The organism is Blastococcus sp. TML/C7B (assembly GCF_016612845.1).
Taxonomy (GTDB): domain Bacteria; phylum Actinomycetota; class Actinomycetes; order Mycobacteriales; family Geodermatophilaceae; genus Blastococcus.
The window spans coordinates 357,194-372,956 of record NZ_JAEOAA010000001.1 but is presented as its reverse complement, the minus strand read 5'-3'; the positions used below and the strand labels follow the sequence as shown (position 1 = coordinate 372,956).

14 protein-coding genes and 1 tRNA gene are annotated in these 15,763 nt (G+C 74.6%); 13 read left to right on the top strand and 2 right to left on the bottom strand.

Going from position 1 to position 15,763, the window contains the following annotated elements; translation table 11 throughout:
- The first annotated feature begins 78 nt into the window (after positions 1-78).
- From JKP76_RS01840 to JKP76_RS01810, 7 genes are all read left to right on the top strand, one after another.
- Positions 79-735, top strand: a complete 657-nt coding sequence (locus JKP76_RS01840; protein ID WP_200489331.1) for a hypothetical protein — start codon at positions 79-81, stop codon at positions 733-735.
- 48 nt (positions 736-783) lie between these two features.
- Positions 784-2,580, top strand: coding sequence for a methionine--tRNA ligase (gene metG / locus JKP76_RS01835; protein WP_200489330.1), 1,797 nt, complete (start codon positions 784-786; stop codon positions 2,578-2,580).
- Positions 2,581-2,617: 37 nt separating this feature from the next.
- Positions 2,618-3,514 carry a TatD family hydrolase gene (locus JKP76_RS01830; protein WP_200489329.1) on the top strand — a complete coding sequence of 299 codons (897 nt, stop codon included), beginning with the start codon at positions 2,618-2,620 and terminating at the stop codon, positions 3,512-3,514.
- Positions 3,515-3,705: 191 nt separating this feature from the next.
- A complete protein-coding gene (locus JKP76_RS01825) occupies positions 3,706-4,545 on the top strand; it encodes a hypothetical protein (protein ID WP_200489328.1) in 840 nt (279 codons plus the stop codon).
- 361 nt (positions 4,546-4,906) lie between these two features.
- Entirely contained in the window at positions 4,907-5,998 is a 1,092-nt protein-coding gene (locus JKP76_RS01820; protein WP_200489327.1) for a resuscitation-promoting factor, read from the top strand.
- Complete coding sequence (rsmA, locus tag JKP76_RS01815; protein ID WP_309232797.1) at positions 5,955-6,872, top strand: 16S rRNA (adenine(1518)-N(6)/adenine(1519)-N(6))-dimethyltransferase RsmA; 918 nt, start codon at positions 5,955-5,957, stop codon at positions 6,870-6,872. The genes JKP76_RS01820 and rsmA overlap by 44 nt, the downstream gene beginning before the upstream one ends.
- Positions 6,869-7,801, top strand: a complete 933-nt coding sequence (locus JKP76_RS01810; RefSeq protein WP_200489326.1) for a 4-(cytidine 5'-diphospho)-2-C-methyl-D-erythritol kinase — start codon at positions 6,869-6,871, stop codon at positions 7,799-7,801. Before rsmA ends, JKP76_RS01810 begins: the two co-directional genes overlap by 4 nt.
- Before the next feature lie 7 nt (positions 7,802-7,808).
- Here JKP76_RS01810 and JKP76_RS01805 read toward each other — a convergent pair whose 3' ends face one another.
- Together JKP76_RS01805 and JKP76_RS01800 are read right to left on the bottom strand one after the other, a co-directional pair.
- On the bottom strand, positions 7,809-8,417 hold the full coding sequence (locus tag JKP76_RS01805; RefSeq protein WP_200489325.1) for a TetR/AcrR family transcriptional regulator: 609 nt from the start codon (positions 8,415-8,417) through the stop codon (positions 7,809-7,811).
- A 77-nt stretch (positions 8,418-8,494) separates the two neighbouring features.
- Complete coding sequence (locus tag JKP76_RS01800) at positions 8,495-9,478, bottom strand: acyl-CoA desaturase (protein WP_200489324.1); 984 nt, start codon at positions 9,476-9,478, stop codon at positions 8,495-8,497.
- Between the two features lie 240 nt (positions 9,479-9,718).
- Between JKP76_RS01800 and JKP76_RS01795 the strand changes: the two genes are divergently transcribed.
- From JKP76_RS01795 to JKP76_RS20000, 6 genes are all read left to right on the top strand, one after another.
- Positions 9,719-9,791 (top strand) — tRNA-Gln (locus tag JKP76_RS01795).
- A gap of 30 nt (positions 9,792-9,821) precedes the next feature.
- Positions 9,822-11,333 (top strand): bifunctional UDP-N-acetylglucosamine diphosphorylase/glucosamine-1-phosphate N-acetyltransferase GlmU, encoded by a 1,512-nt coding sequence (gene glmU / locus JKP76_RS01790; RefSeq protein ID WP_309229453.1) that lies wholly within the window; start codon positions 9,822-9,824, stop codon positions 11,331-11,333.
- Positions 11,330-12,310: a ribose-phosphate diphosphokinase gene (locus JKP76_RS01785; protein WP_200489323.1), complete on the top strand. Its 981-nt coding sequence runs from the start codon at positions 11,330-11,332 to the stop codon at positions 12,308-12,310. Before glmU ends, JKP76_RS01785 begins: the two co-directional genes overlap by 4 nt.
- Positions 12,311-12,654: 344 nt before the next feature.
- Positions 12,655-13,350 (top strand): 50S ribosomal protein L25/general stress protein Ctc, encoded by a 696-nt coding sequence (locus JKP76_RS01780; protein WP_200489322.1) that lies wholly within the window; start codon positions 12,655-12,657, stop codon positions 13,348-13,350.
- A 150-nt stretch (positions 13,351-13,500) separates the two neighbouring features.
- Positions 13,501-14,007, top strand: coding sequence for an aminoacyl-tRNA hydrolase (gene pth, locus JKP76_RS01775; protein ID WP_242471149.1), 507 nt, complete (start codon positions 13,501-13,503; stop codon positions 14,005-14,007).
- A 202-nt stretch (positions 14,008-14,209) separates the two neighbouring features.
- The gene (locus tag JKP76_RS20000; protein WP_309229455.1) at positions 14,210-15,706 is read left to right on the top strand and encodes a sugar transferase; all 1,497 of its coding nucleotides are present in this window, start codon (positions 14,210-14,212) and stop codon (positions 15,704-15,706) included.
- Positions 15,707-15,763: the final 57 nt, after the last annotated feature.

Genomic DNA, 15,763 nt, shown 5'->3' with positions numbered 1-15,763 from the left:
GGCGCTGCGGCCCTCCAGCACGGGCGGGAACGCGACGAGCCCTCCGGGGACAGTTCGGACCGGTCAGGGGAGCTCGGCGTGGCGATCGACGTGCACGGCATGCGCGGTGCGTTCGCGGGCCCGCGTCTCGCGCTCCCGCTCCGCCCCCTCGGCACCGGCACGGCGCGGCGCCGCCCGCCCGTGACCGCCCTGCTCACCGGCGCCCTCGCCGTCGTCGAGGCCGTCGCCCTGCTCGCGGTCGCGCTGCACGGGCTGGACGGCCTGCTCGGCGGGCCGTCGCGCCCCGCCGGCCCGGTCGTCGCCGTCGGCCTGCTCCTGCTGGCGGCGTGGATCGTGCTGGCGGCCGGCAGCGGCGCCGCGGTGGTCGACGGCTCCGGTCGCCGGATGCTGGTCGGCGTCGCCGTCGGCGAGCTGGCGCTGGTCGCGCTGCTCGGCGTCGCGGCGCTCCTCGTCCCCGTCGCCCTGCCCCTCGCGCTCCCGGGTGCGCTCCTGCTGGCCGTGTCGGTCCCGGTCGGCAAGCTGCTGCTGGCCGGCTCGCCGTCGGTGGCGGCGTGGCTGGCGGCCGGTCCCCGCGTCGTCGAGCGGCGTCCCGACCCCGCGGTCGCGCACCGCGGCCTGGCGACGGCGACCCTCGCCGTCATCGGCCTGGCCCTCGGCGCCCTCGCGCTGGTCGGCCCGGTGGACGACCCGCTGGGCCCGGGCGACATCGCCTCCACGACCGTTACCGCGCACTGACCCGACTGCCCGGGCAACCGGGTGGACGGGCCTCCGTACTGTTGTGCCGTGAGTGATCGCCACATCCTGACCGCGGTCGCCTGGCCCTACGCCAACGGCCCGCGGCACATCGGCCACGTCTCCGGGTTCGGAGTCCCCTCCGACGTCTTCAGCCGCTTCCAGCGGATGAGCGGCAACCGGGTGCTGATGGTGAGCGGCACCGACGAGCACGGCACGCCCATCACCGTGGCCGCCGACGCCGAGGGCGTGACGCCCCGGCAGATCGCCGACCGCAACAACCGGGTGATCGTCGACGACCTGCAGTCCCTCGGGCTGAGCTACGACCTGTTCACGCGGACGACGACGGCCAACCACGCCGCCGTCAGCCAGGAGATCTTCCTGGGCCTGCTGAAGAACGGCTACGTGTTCCCGAAGACGACGCTCGGCGCGATCAGCCCGTCGACCGGGCGCACCCTGCCCGACCGCTACATCGAGGGCACCTGCCCGATCTGCGGCTACGACGGCGCGCGCGGCGACCAGTGCGACAACTGCGGCAACCAGCTCGACCCGACCGACCTGGTCAACCCGGTCAGCAAGATCAACGGTGAGACGCCGAAGTTCGTCGAGAGCGAGCACTACTTCCTCGACCTGCCGGCGTTCACCCGCGCGCTGGGCGACTGGCTGGCGACGCGGAAGAACTGGCGCTCGAACGTCCTCAACTTCAGCGTCAACCTGCTCGAGGACCTCAAGCCGCGCAGCTACACCCGCGACATCGACTGGGGCGTCGCGGTGCCGCTGGACGGCTGGCGCGACCGGCCCGACAAGCGCATCTACGTCTGGTTCGACGCCGTGGTCGGGTACCTGTCGGCGTCGATCGAGTGGGCTCGCCGCTCCGGGGACCCGGAGGCCTGGCGCCAGTGGTGGCAGTCGCCGGACGCCGACGCCTACTACTTCATGGGCAAGGACAACATCGTCTTCCACTCCGAGATCTGGCCGGCCCAGCTGCTCGGTTACAACGGCGAGGGCGACAAGGGCGGGACGCCGGGCTCCTACGGCCGGCTGAACCTGCCGACCGAGGTGGTCTCCAGCGAGTTCCTCACCATGGAGGGCCGCAAGTTCTCCTCCTCGCGGAACGTCGTCATCTACGTGCGCGACTTCCTCGCCCGGTACGACGCCGACGCGCTGCGCTACTTCATCGCCGCCGCCGGCCCGGAGAACCAGGACACCGACTTCACCTGGTCGGAGTTCGTCCGCCGCAACAACGACGAGCTGGTCGCGGGCTGGGGCAACCTGGTCAACCGCACGGTGTCGATGGCGGCGAAGAACGTCGGCGCGATCCCGACGCCGGGCGAGCTGACCGACGCCGACCGCGCGCTGCTGGCCTCGACGTCGTCGGCGTTCGGGCCGATCGGCGAACTGCTCGGCCGCAACCGGCAGAAGGCCGCGGCGACCGAGGCGATGCGCGTCGTCGGCGAGGCGAACAAGTACCTGTCGGACCAGGCGCCGTGGAAGCTCAAGGAGGACCCGGCCCGCCGGGACACCGTGCTGCACACGGCCCTCCAGGCGATCAGCGACTGCAACGCGCTGCTCACCCCGTTCCTCCCGCACTCGGCGCAGAAGGTGCACGAGCTGCTCGGGGGCGAGGGCGTGTGGTCGCCGGCGCCGCAGATCGTGGAGACCACGGATCTCGACGACGGCTCTCCCTACCCGATCATCACCGGCGACTACGCGGGCGCCGCGGCGACGTGGGGCTCGCGCCCGCTGCCGTCGGGGAGCCCGCTGAGCGCTCCGACGCCGATCTTCAAGAAGCTCGACGACTCGGTGGTGGAGGAGGAGCTGGCCCGCCTCGAAGAGGGCTCCGCGTGACGGCAGTAATGGCCATTTCTGCCCTCGGGGGGCGTGCGTGAGCCGGTCGGCCTCGTCGCGGGCCAACCGGCGCGGTGAGCCGCCGCCGTCCCCGGAGCCGCTGCCGGCGCCGGCGCTGGACAGCCACACGCATCTGGACATCGTGCTGGGGGAGCGGCCGGCGGACGACGAGCACGGCGAGTGGGCGTCCGACGCCGCCGTGGACGCCGAGATCGCGGCCGCGGCGGCGGTGAACGTGACCCGGCTGGTCCAGGTCGGTGTCGACGTCGCCTCATCGCGCTGGTCGGCGGCCCTGGCCGCGCGGCACCCGTCGGTGCTGGCCGCCGTGGCGCTGCACCCGAACGAGGCGGGGGCAGGGAAGGCGACCGACGAGGCGCTGGCCGAGATCGACCGGCTGGCCGCGCTGCCGCGGGTGCGGGCCGTGGGGGAGACCGGCCTGGACCGCTTCCGCACCGGCCCCGAGGGCTGGGCCGCGCAGGAGGCGTCGTTCCGGGCGCACATCCGGATCGCGAAGGAGCACGGCGTCGCCCTGGTCATCCACGACCGGGACGCCCACGACGAGATCCTCCGCGTGCTGGACGACGAGGGCGCGCCCGAGCACACCGTCTTCCACTGCTTCTCCGGTGACGCCGCGTTCGCGAAGGCCTGCGTCGCGCGGGGCTTCGTGCTGTCGTTCGCCGGCACCCTGACCTTCGGCAACGCCGGCTACCTGCGCGAGGCCGCCGCTCTCACCCCGGCCGAGCAGCTCCTGGTCGAGACCGACTCGCCCTTCCTCACGCCGGTCCCGCACCGCGGCCGCCCGAACGCCTCCCGCCTGGTGCCGCACACGGTCCGCGCCCTCGCCGAGGTCACCGGCACCGACCTCGAGGAGCTCTGCCACCAGCTCACCCGCAACGCAGAACGCGTCTTCGGCTCGTGGGAGACCGGCACCTGAGCCGACCTCGCGTCAGCGGGTCGTGACGAGCGGGGGCCCGGAGGGTCCCCCGAGGAACGACGGGGAGCAACCCGCGGAGCGGTCCCGACGACGGGGGCCCGGAGGGTCCCCAGAGGAGGGACGGGGGCGGCTCAGCGGCGCAGGGGAACGGCACGTGGCCGCGGTGTCGCCCGGAGGGCGACAATGACAGGGTGGGCCGCCTCATCGCCGTCGTGCTGTTCATCGCCCTGCTGGTGCCGGGCGTGCTGCTGTCGCGTGCCTGGGCGCGGGCGGCCGACCGGCGGGCGGTGGCCGGCGGGTCCGTGGAGCTGGTCGAACCGACGGCCGAGGGCGCGGCGGCGCTGACCCAGCAGGCGCAGCACGGGCGCCGCTGGCGGCGGCTGGGCCTGCTGCTGGGGATCGCCGGGATCGTGGGCGTCCTCGTGCTGGTGGGGGAGTCGTCGGTCTTCTTGTGGGTGCCGATCCTGGTGCTCGGGCTGCTGGCCGGCGTCCTGCTGGCGGAGGTGACCCGGCCGCGGCCGCGCTGGGCGGTGGCCCAGCCGCACCGGCGGCCGCGCCGGGCGGAGCTGATCTCGGCCTGGCTGGTGTGGACGATGCGGCTGGAGGTCGTCGCGGTGATCGCGACGGCGGCCTGGCTGTGGTCGGGCGAGGAGGTCGGCGCGGCGTTCGCGGGGACGGCGGTGGCGGTGCCGGGCGTGGCCTGGGTGCTCGCCGAGCTGGCGCTGCTGCGGGCGGTCGTGCGCCCGCTGCCGGCCGCGGGCGCCGACGTGCCGGTGGACGAGGCGCTGCGCACCTGGACGGCGCACCTGGTCTCGGCGGCGACGGGCGTGCTGGCGCTGCTGCCGCTGGGCGCGCTGCTGCTCACCGCGGGCATCGACCGCGGCGACCGGGTGACCGAGCACTTCGACCTGCTGCCGGTGGGGCTGGTCGCCGGCGGCTTCTGCACCCTGTCGTCCGGGCTGGCGGTCGCGTTCTTCCTGGTGACGTGGCTGCGACCGGTGCGTGCCGGGGCCCGGGCGCTGGCGGGCTGACGGGCGGGCGTGTGTGCCCCGAACGGCTGGATCCCACGCTGTGCGCTTGCTCACCCCGGCAGAGCGACGAGCGACGGTCCCGAGTTCCTGATCCCGGCACGGCTGTCACAGAACGTGTCGGCGCGTCCACATAGCGACATGGCGACGGTCTGATTCACTCATCACGCACCGTTGCACCACGCACCGTGCTCGTTATCGTGTCGTGATCAGCCGGGGTGGAGGCCGCCCCGGGCCGAGCGCCCGACCGGAACCGCAGGTTCCGGTCGAGCAGCCGACCCGGATGCGGACTGCAGCGGGCGCGCCGTCCACCGGCGGCGTGCCCACGTCCTCCTGCCCGGGTCCCGGAACCCCTGGATGTGCCGTGCGCCGCTCGCTCCGACTCAGCCTCTTCGCCCTCGTCCTGCTCGGACTCGTGGGCGGAACGCTGGCCTTCTTCGTCGCCCAGAAGTCGATCGTCCTCACGGTCGACGGCCAGGCCTCGCGCGTCGGCACCTACGCCGACACGGTGGCCGAGGTGCTGGACGAGGCAGGCCTGGAGCCCGCGGCCCACGACGTCGTGCTGCCGGCCGTCGACGCGGCCGTCGCGGACGGCGACACGGTCCTGCTCACCCGCGCCCGCCCGCTGAAGCTCACCGTGGACGGCGTCGAGCAGGAGATCTACGTGACCGCCCTGTCGGTGGACGAGGCGCTCGAGCAGCTCGGCCTGCGCGCCGACGGCCTGGTCCTCTCCGCGAGCCGCAGCGAGCGGCTGCCGCTGGACGGGATGAGCCTGGAGGTCACCACGCCCAAGGACGTCGTCCTCGCCGTGGACGGCCAGGAGCGCGTCGTCACCACCACCGCCGCCACGGCCGGCGACCTGCTCGCCGAGCAGGGCATCGTGCTGAGCGCCACGGACCGCGCCACCGCCGAGGCCACGACGCCGCTGACCGCGGGCATGCGCCTGCAGGTCTACCGGGTGACCGTCACCGAAGTCACCGAGACCGTCGCCCTGCCGCACGAGACGGTGGAGACGCCGAACCCGGAGGCGACCGTCGGCGAGAAGAAGGTGACGACGCCGGGCGTCGACGGCCAGCAGACCGTCACCTACCGGATCACCGTGACCGATGGCGTCGAGACCGGCCGCGAGACCGTGAGCACCGTCGTGGACCGCGCCCCGGTCACCGAGCAGGTCGCCGTCGGCACCAAGCCGCGGCCGACCGCCAGCCCGTCCGCCGACGGGCTCAACTGGGCCGCGCTCGCCGCCTGCGAGTCCGGCGGCCGCCCCACCGCCGTCAGCAGCACCGGCAAGTACCACGGCCTGTACCAGTTCGGCGTCGGCACCTGGCAGTCCGTCGGCGGCACGGGGCTGCCCTCGCAGGCCAGCCCCGACGAGCAGACCTACCGCGCGCAGCTGCTGTACCAGCGCTCCGGTGCCGGCCAGTGGCCGCACTGCGGCCCGCGGCTGTTCGGCTGATCGGGTCGCCCTGACTCCCCCCGAGCCGCCCGACGGGCTCCTGGGGCCGGCCGCGATCCGCGAGCTGGCCGCGGAGCTCGAGCTGCGCCCCACCAAGCAGCTGGGCCAGAACTTCCTGCACGACGCCAACACGATCCGGCGCATCGTGCGCACCGCCGGGCTGGCGCCCGACGACGTCGTCCTCGAGGTCGGGCCGGGCCTCGGCTCGCTCACCCTCGGGCTCCTGCCGGCGTCGGCGGCGGTCACCGCCGTCGAGATCGACCCCCGCCTGGCCGCCCGGCTGCCCCGGACGGTCGCCGAGCGCCGGCCCGACCTCGCCGACCGGCTGACCGTCGTCGAGGCCGACGCGCTGCGCATCAGCGAGCTGCCGGGTCCGCCGCCCACCGCGCTGGTCGCGAACCTGCCCTACAACGTCGCGGTGCCGGTGCTGCTGCACCTGCTCGACCTGCTGCCGACCCTGGAGCGTGCGCTGATCCTGGTGCAGGCCGAGGTCGCCGAGCGGCTCGCGGCGCCCCCCGGGGGCGGCGCGTACGGCGTGCCGTCGGTCAAGGCCGCCTGGTACGGCGAGGTGCGCCGGGCGGGCAACGTGGGCCGGCGGGTGTTCTGGCCCGAGCCCAACGTCGACTCCGGGCTGGTCGCCCTCGTCCGGCGCCCCCCGCCCGAGGGCGACCGCCGGGCCACCTTCGCGGCGGTCGACGCCGCCTTCGGGATGCGCCGCAAGAGCCTGCGCGCGGCCCTGGCGCGCTGGGCCGGCAGCCCCGCCGCCGCGGAGACCCGGCTGCGCGCGGCCGGCATCGACCCCTCGACCCGCGGCGAGCAGCTCTCGGTGACCGACTTCGCCCGCCTGGCCGCCACCGACGAGGTGCAGCCGTGACGGCGTCCGGCGTCGTCACCGCGCGGGCCCCGGCGAAGATCAACGCGCACCTGGCCGTCGGCCCGCTGCGCCCCGACGGGTTCCACGAGCTGCGCACGGTCTACCTCGCCGTCTCGCTGTTCGACACCGTCACCGCCCGGCCGGGCGAGGGGCTGAGCCTCGCCGTCAGTGGCGAGGGCTCGGGCGGGGTGACCGGGGCGGACGCCGTCCCGACCGACCGGCGCAACCTGGTCTGGCGGGCGGCCGAGCTGCTCGCCGAGCACGCCGGCGTGCCCGCCGACGCGCAGCTCGAGATCGCGAAGGACATCCCGGCGGCCGCGGGCCTGGCCGGCGGCAGCGCGGACGCCGCCGCCGCGCTGGTCGCGCTGGACGCGCTCTGGAGCACCCGTGCCGACCGCGCCGACCTGCTGGAGCTGGCCGCGCACCTGGGCAGCGACGTCCCGTTCAGCCTGCTCGGCGGCGTCGCCCTGGGCACCGGGCGCGGGGAGCAGCTGACCCCGGTGCTGGCACGGCCGTCGTGGCACTGGGTGCTCGGCATCGCCGGCGAGGGGTTGTCGACCCCGTCGGTGTACGGCGAGCTGGACCGGCTCCGGGCCGAGGGCCGGGTGCCCGACGGCGAGCAGCTGCTGCCCGCCGAGCCGGTGCTGGCCGCGCTGCGCAGCGGGCCGGCGGCGGCGCTGGCGGACGCGCTCGCCAACGACCTGCAGGCGCCGGCGCTCTCGCTGCGGCCGGAGCTGCGGCGCGCGCTGCAGGCGGCCCGCGGCGCCGGCGCCCTCGGTGCCCTCGTCAGCGGCTCCGGCCCGACCATCGCGGCGCTCGCGGAGGACCAGCCCGCGGCCGTCCGGCTGGCGGCGACCCTGGCCGGGGAGGGCGTCTTCCGGACCGTCCGCGCGGTCACCGGGCCGGTGCCCGGCGCCCGGGTGGTCTGAGCGGCGCTCAGGGGGCGCCGGGACCGTCCAGCAGGTCGGGGGACGGGTCGAGGTGGGACAGGCCGTTGTAGGCCAGGTTCACCAGGTGCGCGGCCACCACGCTCTTGTCGGGCGTACGGGTGTCCAGCCACCACTGGCCGACCAGCGCGACCATGCCGACCAGCGCCTGGCTGTAGAGCTCGGCCAGCCGCGGGTCGTAGCCGCGCGCGTCGAAGTGCCCGCCGAGGATGTGCTCGACCTTGCGGGCCACCTCGCCGATCAGCGAGGAGTAGCCGCCCACGCCGCTGGTGATCGGGGCGTCACGGGTGAGCACGAGGAAGCCGTCGGTGTCGGACTCGATGTACTCCAGCAGCACCAGCGCGGCGCGCTGCAGCAGCTCCCGGGGGTGCCCCGGGGCGGAGAGGGCCGTGGTGAAGCGGCCCAGCAGCAGCTGCATCTCGCGGTCGACGACGACGGCGTGGATGCCCTCCTTGCCGCCGAAGTGCTCGTACACGACGGGCTTGCTCACCTGCGCGTGCGCCGCGATCTCCTCGATCGAGGTGGCGACGAAACCGCGCCGGCCGAACAGCTCGCGGGCGACGTCGAGCAGCTGTTCCCGGCGCTGCGCGCCGGTCATGCGCACCCGGACGCGGGTGCCGTGCGCACCCGGGCCGGCCCCGGGCGGGTGCCCGAGGTCGGTGCCGGGGTCGGTGCTCAGGACGCGGCCGGGGCCTCGACGCGGCGCTTGGCGGCCAGGCGCACCGGGTCGGGCCACTTGACGGAGGAGGCCCAGCCGAGCTTCTCGAACACCCAGATGACGCGGGCGCTGATGTCGATCTGGCCGCGCAGCACCCCGTGCCGGGCGCACGTCGGGTCGGCGTGGTGCAGGTTGTGCCAGGACTCGCCGCCGCTGAGGATCGCCAGCGGCCAGAAGTTCGTCGCCCGGTCGCGGGAGACGAACGGCCGGTTGCCCACCACGTGGCAGACCGAGTTGATCGACCAGGTGACGTGGTGCAGCAGGGCCGCGCGCACCAGGCCGGCCCAGAAGAACGCCGACCAGGCACCGGCCCAGCTGCCGGTGATCAGCCCGCCGAGGACGGCGGGCATCGCCAGGCTGAGGAAGGCCCACACGACGAAGGTGCGGCTGATGAAGACCAGGCCGGCGTCCTTGAGCAGGTCAGGGGCGTAGCGGGCCTGGTTGGTCTTGCGGCGGTCGAACAGCCAGCCCAGGTGGGCGTGGAACATGCCCTTCAGCAGCGCGCGCAGGTCGGTGCCGTAGCGCCAGGGGGAGTGCGGGTCACCCGCGCGGTCGGCGAAGGCGTGGTGCCGGCGGTGGTCGGCCACCCACTGGTTGACCGGGCCCTGGATCGCCATCGAGCCGGCGACGGCCAGCCCCAGGCGCAGCGGGCGGGCGCTCTTGAACGAGGCGTGCGTGAAGTGCCGGTGGTAGCCGACGGTCACGCCGAGCAGCGACAGGTAGTAGAAGCCGACCGCCAGGCCGACGTCCAGCCAGGAGATGCCCCAGCCCCACACCGCGGGGATGACGGCCGCCAGGGCCACGAAGGGCACGAGCACGATCACGTAGAGCGTGACGATCTCGAGGGTGCTCTTGCGCCGGCCGATGGCGTTGTCCGGCAACCCGGCGTAGGGCTCGGCGCGGGGCGGGGCCGTCGGTCGGGTGAGGGCGGGAGCTGACAAGAGGACTCCTGTGCTGTGGTGATCCGCCTCGGGCGCGGTGGCAGAACCGGCGAGCTCCGGGCGATGTGCCGGAAAACCTACGGCACCGTAGGCGGATCCGCGAACCCGCTGGTCCGGTGGGTCGGGACGCACCGCGCCGCCGCCGCCGGTGCCCCCGCGGGGAGCGCGGCCCTTAGGCTCGCACCCGGGTGCCGGTCCGCTCGGGCACCTCCGCGACGCCGTCCGCGACGGCGCCGCGGGTGGGGGATGGGGTAATCGGCAGCCCGCCGGCCTTTGGAGCCGTGCAGTCTCGGTTCGAGTCCGAGTCCCCCAGCAGCCGTGCCGTCACCGTTGGAGGAGACCCGTGCCCCCGCAGGAAAACCCGCCGTCCGCTCCCGCCGGGACGCCGCGCGTCGCCGCCGTCGTCGTCCTCGCCGCCGGCCAGGGCACCCGCATGCGGTCCTCGACGCCGAAGGTGCTGCACACCCTGGGTGGCCGCAGCCTGCTCGGGCACGTGCTGGCCGCGGCCGCGCCGCTGGCGGCGGGCACCACGGTCGTCGTCGTCGGGGCGGGGCGCGAGCAGGTCGCGGCGCACCTGGCCGAGGTCGCGCCCGGCGCCGTCGCCGTCGTGCAGGAGGAGCAGCTCGGCTCCGGGCACGCCGCCGAGGTCGCCCTCGCCGCGGTGCCCGAGCTCGACGGGTCGGTCCTCGTCGTCAACGGGGACTCGCCGCTGCTGACCAGCCGCACGCTCGGCGACCTCGTGCAGGCCCACGACGCCGCCGGCAGCGTCTTCACCGTGCTCACCGCCGAGGTCGACGACCCGACCGGCCTGGGCCGCATCGTCCGGGACGGCCGCGGAGCCCCGCAGGCCATCGTCGAGGAGCGCGACGCCACCCCCGAGCAGCGCGCCATCCGCGAGGTGAACGCCGGCGTCTACGTCGCCGACGCCGCCACCCTGCGCCGCGTCCTGGCCGGCGTCGGGACGGCGAACTCGCAGGGGGAGCAGTACCTCACCGACGCGCTCGCGCCGCTGGTCGCCGAGGGCGCCCCGACCGCCGCGGTCCGCGCCGAGGACCCCGACGACGTCCTGGGCTGCAACGACCGCCGCGAGCTGGCCGAGCGGCGGCGCACCCTCAACGACCGCGTGCTCGACGACCTGATGCGCGCCGGGGTCACCGTCGTCGACCCGCAGACCACCTGGGTCGACGTCACCGCGACCGCCGCCGCCGACGCCGTCCTGCAGCCGGGCACCCAGCTGCTCGGGACGACGACCGTCGCCACCGGCGCCGTCGTCGGCCCGGACACCACGCTGGTCGACTGCACCGTCGAGGCCGGCGCCAGCGTCGTCCGCTCGCACTGCCTGGGGGCGGAGATCGGGCCGGACGCGACCGTCGGCCCGTTCAGCTACCTGCGCCCGGGCACCCGGCTGGGCCGCGGCAGCAAGGCCGGCGCCTTCGTCGAGATCAAGAACGTCGAGGTCGGCGAGGAGTCGAAGGTGCCGCACCTCTCCTACGTGGGCGACGCGACCATCGGCCGCGGCGCCAACATCGGCGCCGCCACCGTCTTCGTCAACTACGACGGCGTGGCCAAGCACCGCACGACCATCGGGGACCACGTCCGGATCGGGTCGGACAGCATGCTCGTGGCGCCGGTCACCATCGGCGACGGCGCCTACACCGCGGCCGGGTCGGTCATCACGAACGACGTCCCCCCGGGGGCCATGGGCGTGGCGCGGGCCACCCAGCGAAATGTGGCAGGGTGGGTCCGACGCCGACGGCCGGGATCCCCGGCCGCGGAGGCCGCCGCAGCCGCGGAAGGGCGAGCGGACGCCCCCGACCCCGGGGCGCACGACGACGAGGGGCAGCAGACCCGATGAGCGCCATCCGGCAGACCACCAACAAGAGCCTGATGCTCTTCTCCGGCCGGGCCTACCCCGAGCTGACCGGCGAGATCGCCGGCCACCTCGGCGTGACCCCCACCCCGACCGCCTCCTACGAGTTCGCCAACGGCGAGCTGTTCGTGCGGTTCGAGGAGTCGGTGCGCGGGTGCGACGCCTTCGTGGTGCAGAGCCACACCGCGCCGATCAACACCTGGCTCATGGAGCAGCTGATCATGGTCGACGCGCTCAAGCGCGCCTCCGCGAAGCGGATCACCGTGGTCGCCCCGTTCTTCCCCTACGCCCGTCAGGACAAGAAGCACCGCGGCCGCGAGCCCATCTCCGCGCGCCTGGTCGCCGACATGTTCAAGACCGCCGGCGCCGACCGGCTGATGACCGTCGACCTGCACACCGCGCAGATCCAGGGCTTCTTCGACGGCCCGGTCGACCACCTCTTCGCCCTCGACCTGCTGATCAACCACGTCAAGGAGCGCTGGGGCGACCGCGACATCACCGTCGTCTCCCCGGACTCCGGCCGCGTCCGCGTCTCCGAGCGCTGGAGCGACAAGCTCGGCGGGACGCCGCTGGCCTTCATCCACAAGACCCGTGACCCGCTGGTCGCCAACGAGGTCGTCGCCAACCGCGTCGTCGGCGAGGTCGAGGGCCGCGTCTGCATCCTGGTCGACGACATGATCGACACCGGCGGCACGATCGTGAAGGCCGCCGAGACGCTCTTCGACGCCGGCGCCGCCGACGTCATCGTCGCCGCCACGCACGGCGTGCTCTCCGGCCCCGCGGTCGAGCGGCTCTCCAGCAGCAAGGTCAGCGAGGTCATCGTGACCAACACGCTGCCCATCGAGGAGCACCGCCGCTTCGACAAGCTGACGGTCCTCTCCATCGCCCCCCTGCTCGCCCGGGCGATCAAGGAGGTCTTCGAGGACGGCTCGGTCACCTCCTTGTTCGACGGAGCTAGTTGATCTGTCGCGCTCCGCGCTCCGACCGCGGCCAGGAGCCGTTCCCCGGCTGAGTTGAGCGCGTACCCGCCGTGGCTCGGGGACCCTCCGGGCCCCGCTCGCCGCGACGGCCTCGCGGGGCAGCTCCTGTCCCGGCGTCTTCGTCCTGCGGCACGTCCGTCCTCGGGGGCCCTCCGGGCCCCCGCTCGGACGGACCGCTGCGCGGTGGTCGTCGCCAGTCGCGTACCCTGGCTCGCGTTGCCCGGCGAGGGAACGCCCAGCGTTCCGTTATCGACGTGCTGTGCTCTCCGGGGTGCTGTGCGTTCGCGCCTGGCCCGCACAGACCCGATACCTAGGAGCACATCACCGTGGCTGACTTCCGGCTCGACGCCGAGACCCGTACCGAGTTCGGCAAGGGCAGCGCGCGTCGCACCCGCCGCGAGGGTCGCATCCCCGCCGTCCTCTACGGGCACGGCCAGGACGTCGTGCACCTGTCGCTGCCGGCCCGCGAGTTCGCCGCGGCCCTGCGCAACGGCGGCAGCAACGTCCTGCTGACCGTCGTCCTGGAGGGCAAGGAGCAGCTCGCCCTCACCAAGGCCGTGCAGCGCGACCCGCTGACCCGCCAGCACGAGCACGTCGACCTGCTGCTGGTCCGCCGCGGCGAGAAGACCACCGTCGAGGTGCCGATCGTCATCGTCGGCGACCCGGCCCCCGACTCGATCCCGAACCACCAGCTCAACACCGTCTCCATCGAGGCCGACGCCACCAAGCTGCCCGAGGCCATCGAGGTCGACATCACCGGCCACGCCGCCGGGCAGAACATCACCGCCGGCGAGCTCGTCCTGCCCTCGGGCTCGACGCTGATCACCGACCCCGAGGCGCTGGTCATCGGCTTCCTCGGCGCCCCGACCGCCGAGGCGCTGGAGGCCGAGCTCGCCGAGGCCGAGGCCGAGGCCGGCATCGAGCGCGAGGAGTCCGACGCCGACGGCGACGTCGTCCCGGAGCCGCAGGACCAGGGCAGCGGCGAGTCGATGGACTCGGCCGAGAAGTCCGCGGACAACTGAGGCCTCCGCTGACCGACAGCACGACCCGCGGGGGCGCCGGCACTGCCGGCGCCCCTGCGGCGTCCGCTCCGAGCGAGGGGCCCTTCCTCGTCGTGGGGCTGGGCAACACCCGGGCCCGGCTACGCCGGCAACCGGCACAACGTGGGCGCGATGGTGCTCGACCTGCTGGCCGAGCGCGCCGGCATCCGGCTCTCGCCGGGCAAGGGCGCCCGGTCGCGGGCGGTCAGCGGCGAGGGCCGGCTGGCCGGCCGCCGCGTCGTCCTCGCCCGCCCGCTCACCTACATGAACGAGTCCGGCGGCCCGGTGCGCGGCCTGCTCGACTACCACAAGCTCCCGGCCACCGACCTCGTCGTGGTGCACGACGAGCTCGACATCGACTTCGCCGTCGTGCGGCTCAAGCGGGGCGGCGGCGAGGGCGGCCACAACGGCCTGCGCTCGATCACCCGCTCTCTGGGCACCAAGGACTACCTGCGCGTGCGGGTCGGCATCGGCCGCCCCCCGGGCCGCCAGGACCCGGCCGACTACGTGCTCAAGGACTTCTCCGCGACCGAGCGCAAGGAGCTCGACCTTCTGCTCGTCGACGCGGCCGACGCCGCAGAGTCACTGCTCGCCCGCGGCCTGGAGGCCGCGCAGAACGAGGTCCACCCCCGCAGCTGAGCCGCCCAGCTCGCCGATCGGTCACTCTCCGTGCTCCCGAAAGGGTGAAGAGGCCCCGTCCGTGTTGACCCTGCCGGTGACGGACTGTGAGTGTTGTCCGCGCATCGAGGACTGCACTCGGGGGAGAACGTCCTGTTCGTCGGCCTGACGGCCGCACCCCTCGTGTGTTGACGCAATCACACTGCGTAACGGGGGAGCACACGTGTTGGTGGACAAGGAAGCGCTGAGCACCGGGCTGGACCTCATCCCGGCCCCGCGTCGCGAGACGACCGTGACGCCGGCCCGCCCGCTCACCCGGATCGCCACCGCACCCTGGGTGCGCACCTACGCCCTCGCGCTGGCCGCCTTCGAGGCCCTCGCCGCGGCCGCCATCGGCGCCGGCGTCGTCCTCACCCGCCCCGAGGGGCTGCCGCCCGAGCCCTCGCTGTTCTGGGCTTCCGTCGCGCTGGTGCCGGCCTGGCCGCTGCTGCTCTGGGCCTGCGGCGCGCACGCCGAGCGGGTCTTCGGCACCGGCAGCGACGAGTACCGCACCGTCGGCCGCGCCGGCCTGGTCCTGTTGGCCGTCGCCGGCTTCGTCTCCTACGCGGCGGGGCTGGACCTCAGCCGCGCGCTGGTCGTCGTCGGCGTCCCCGCGCTGACCCTCACCACCCTCGTGGCGCGCTACGCCGCGCGCACCTACCTCCGCCGGCTGCGTGCCCGGGGCCGCTGCGGCAAGCGGGTCATCGTCGTCGGCCGCGGCGGCGCGGTCCTGGAGCTCGCCGACCGCGTGCGCCGGGAGAGCTACGCCGGCCTCGACGTCGTCGGTCTCTGCGTGACGCCGGCCGACCGCGCCCGCGTCGCCGGCCTGGTGGACGTGCCGGTCGAGGGCCTGGACGACGTCGTCGCGCTGGCCGCCCGGCTGGGTGCCGACACCATCGCCGTCACCTCGGCCAGCGAGACGGCCGCGCAGTACCTGCGCCAGCTGTCCTGGCAGCTCGAGGGCAGCGGTGTCGAGCTCCTGGTCGCCCCCGGCCTCATCGAGGTCGCCGGCCCCCGCCTGCACATCCGCCCGTTCGAGGGCCTGCCGCTGCTCTCGGTCGAGCAGCCCCGCTTCGAGGGCTGGCGGCGCATGGTCAAGGGCGCCGTCGACCGTTGCGCCGCCGGCCTCGCGCTGCTGCTCCTCTCGCCGGTGCTCGTCGGCATCGCGCTCGCCGTCCGGCTGACCAGCGCCGGGCCCGCCCTGTACCGCCAGGAGCGCGTCGGCATCAACGGCCAGGCCTTCACGATGCTGAAGTTCCGCAGCATGGTCGTCGACGCCGACAAGCGGCTCGAGGACATCCGCGCGGACAACATCTCCGACGGCCTGCTGTTCAAGATGCGGGAGGACCCGCGGGTCACCCCGGTCGGCCGCTGGCTGCGCCGGCTCTCGCTGGACGAGCTGCCCCAGCTGTTCAACGTGCTGGGCGGCACCATGGCGCTCGTCGGCCCCCGGCCGCCGCTGCCGGGCGAGGTCGCCCGCTACGACGCGTCGGTCAGCCGCCGGCTGCTGGTGAAGCCGGGCCTCACCGGCCTGTGGCAGATCTCCGGCCGCAGCGACCTGCCGTGGGAGGAGGCCGTGCGCCTGGACCTGCGGTACGTGGAGAACTGGTCGCTCGCCCTCGACATGCTGATCCTCTGGAAGACGACGCGCGCGGTCCTCAACCGCTCCGGGGCCTACTGACCCACCCCGTCCGGGGGTCACCCCGCAGGGTGACGGCGTCCGCCGGAACGACGCGCG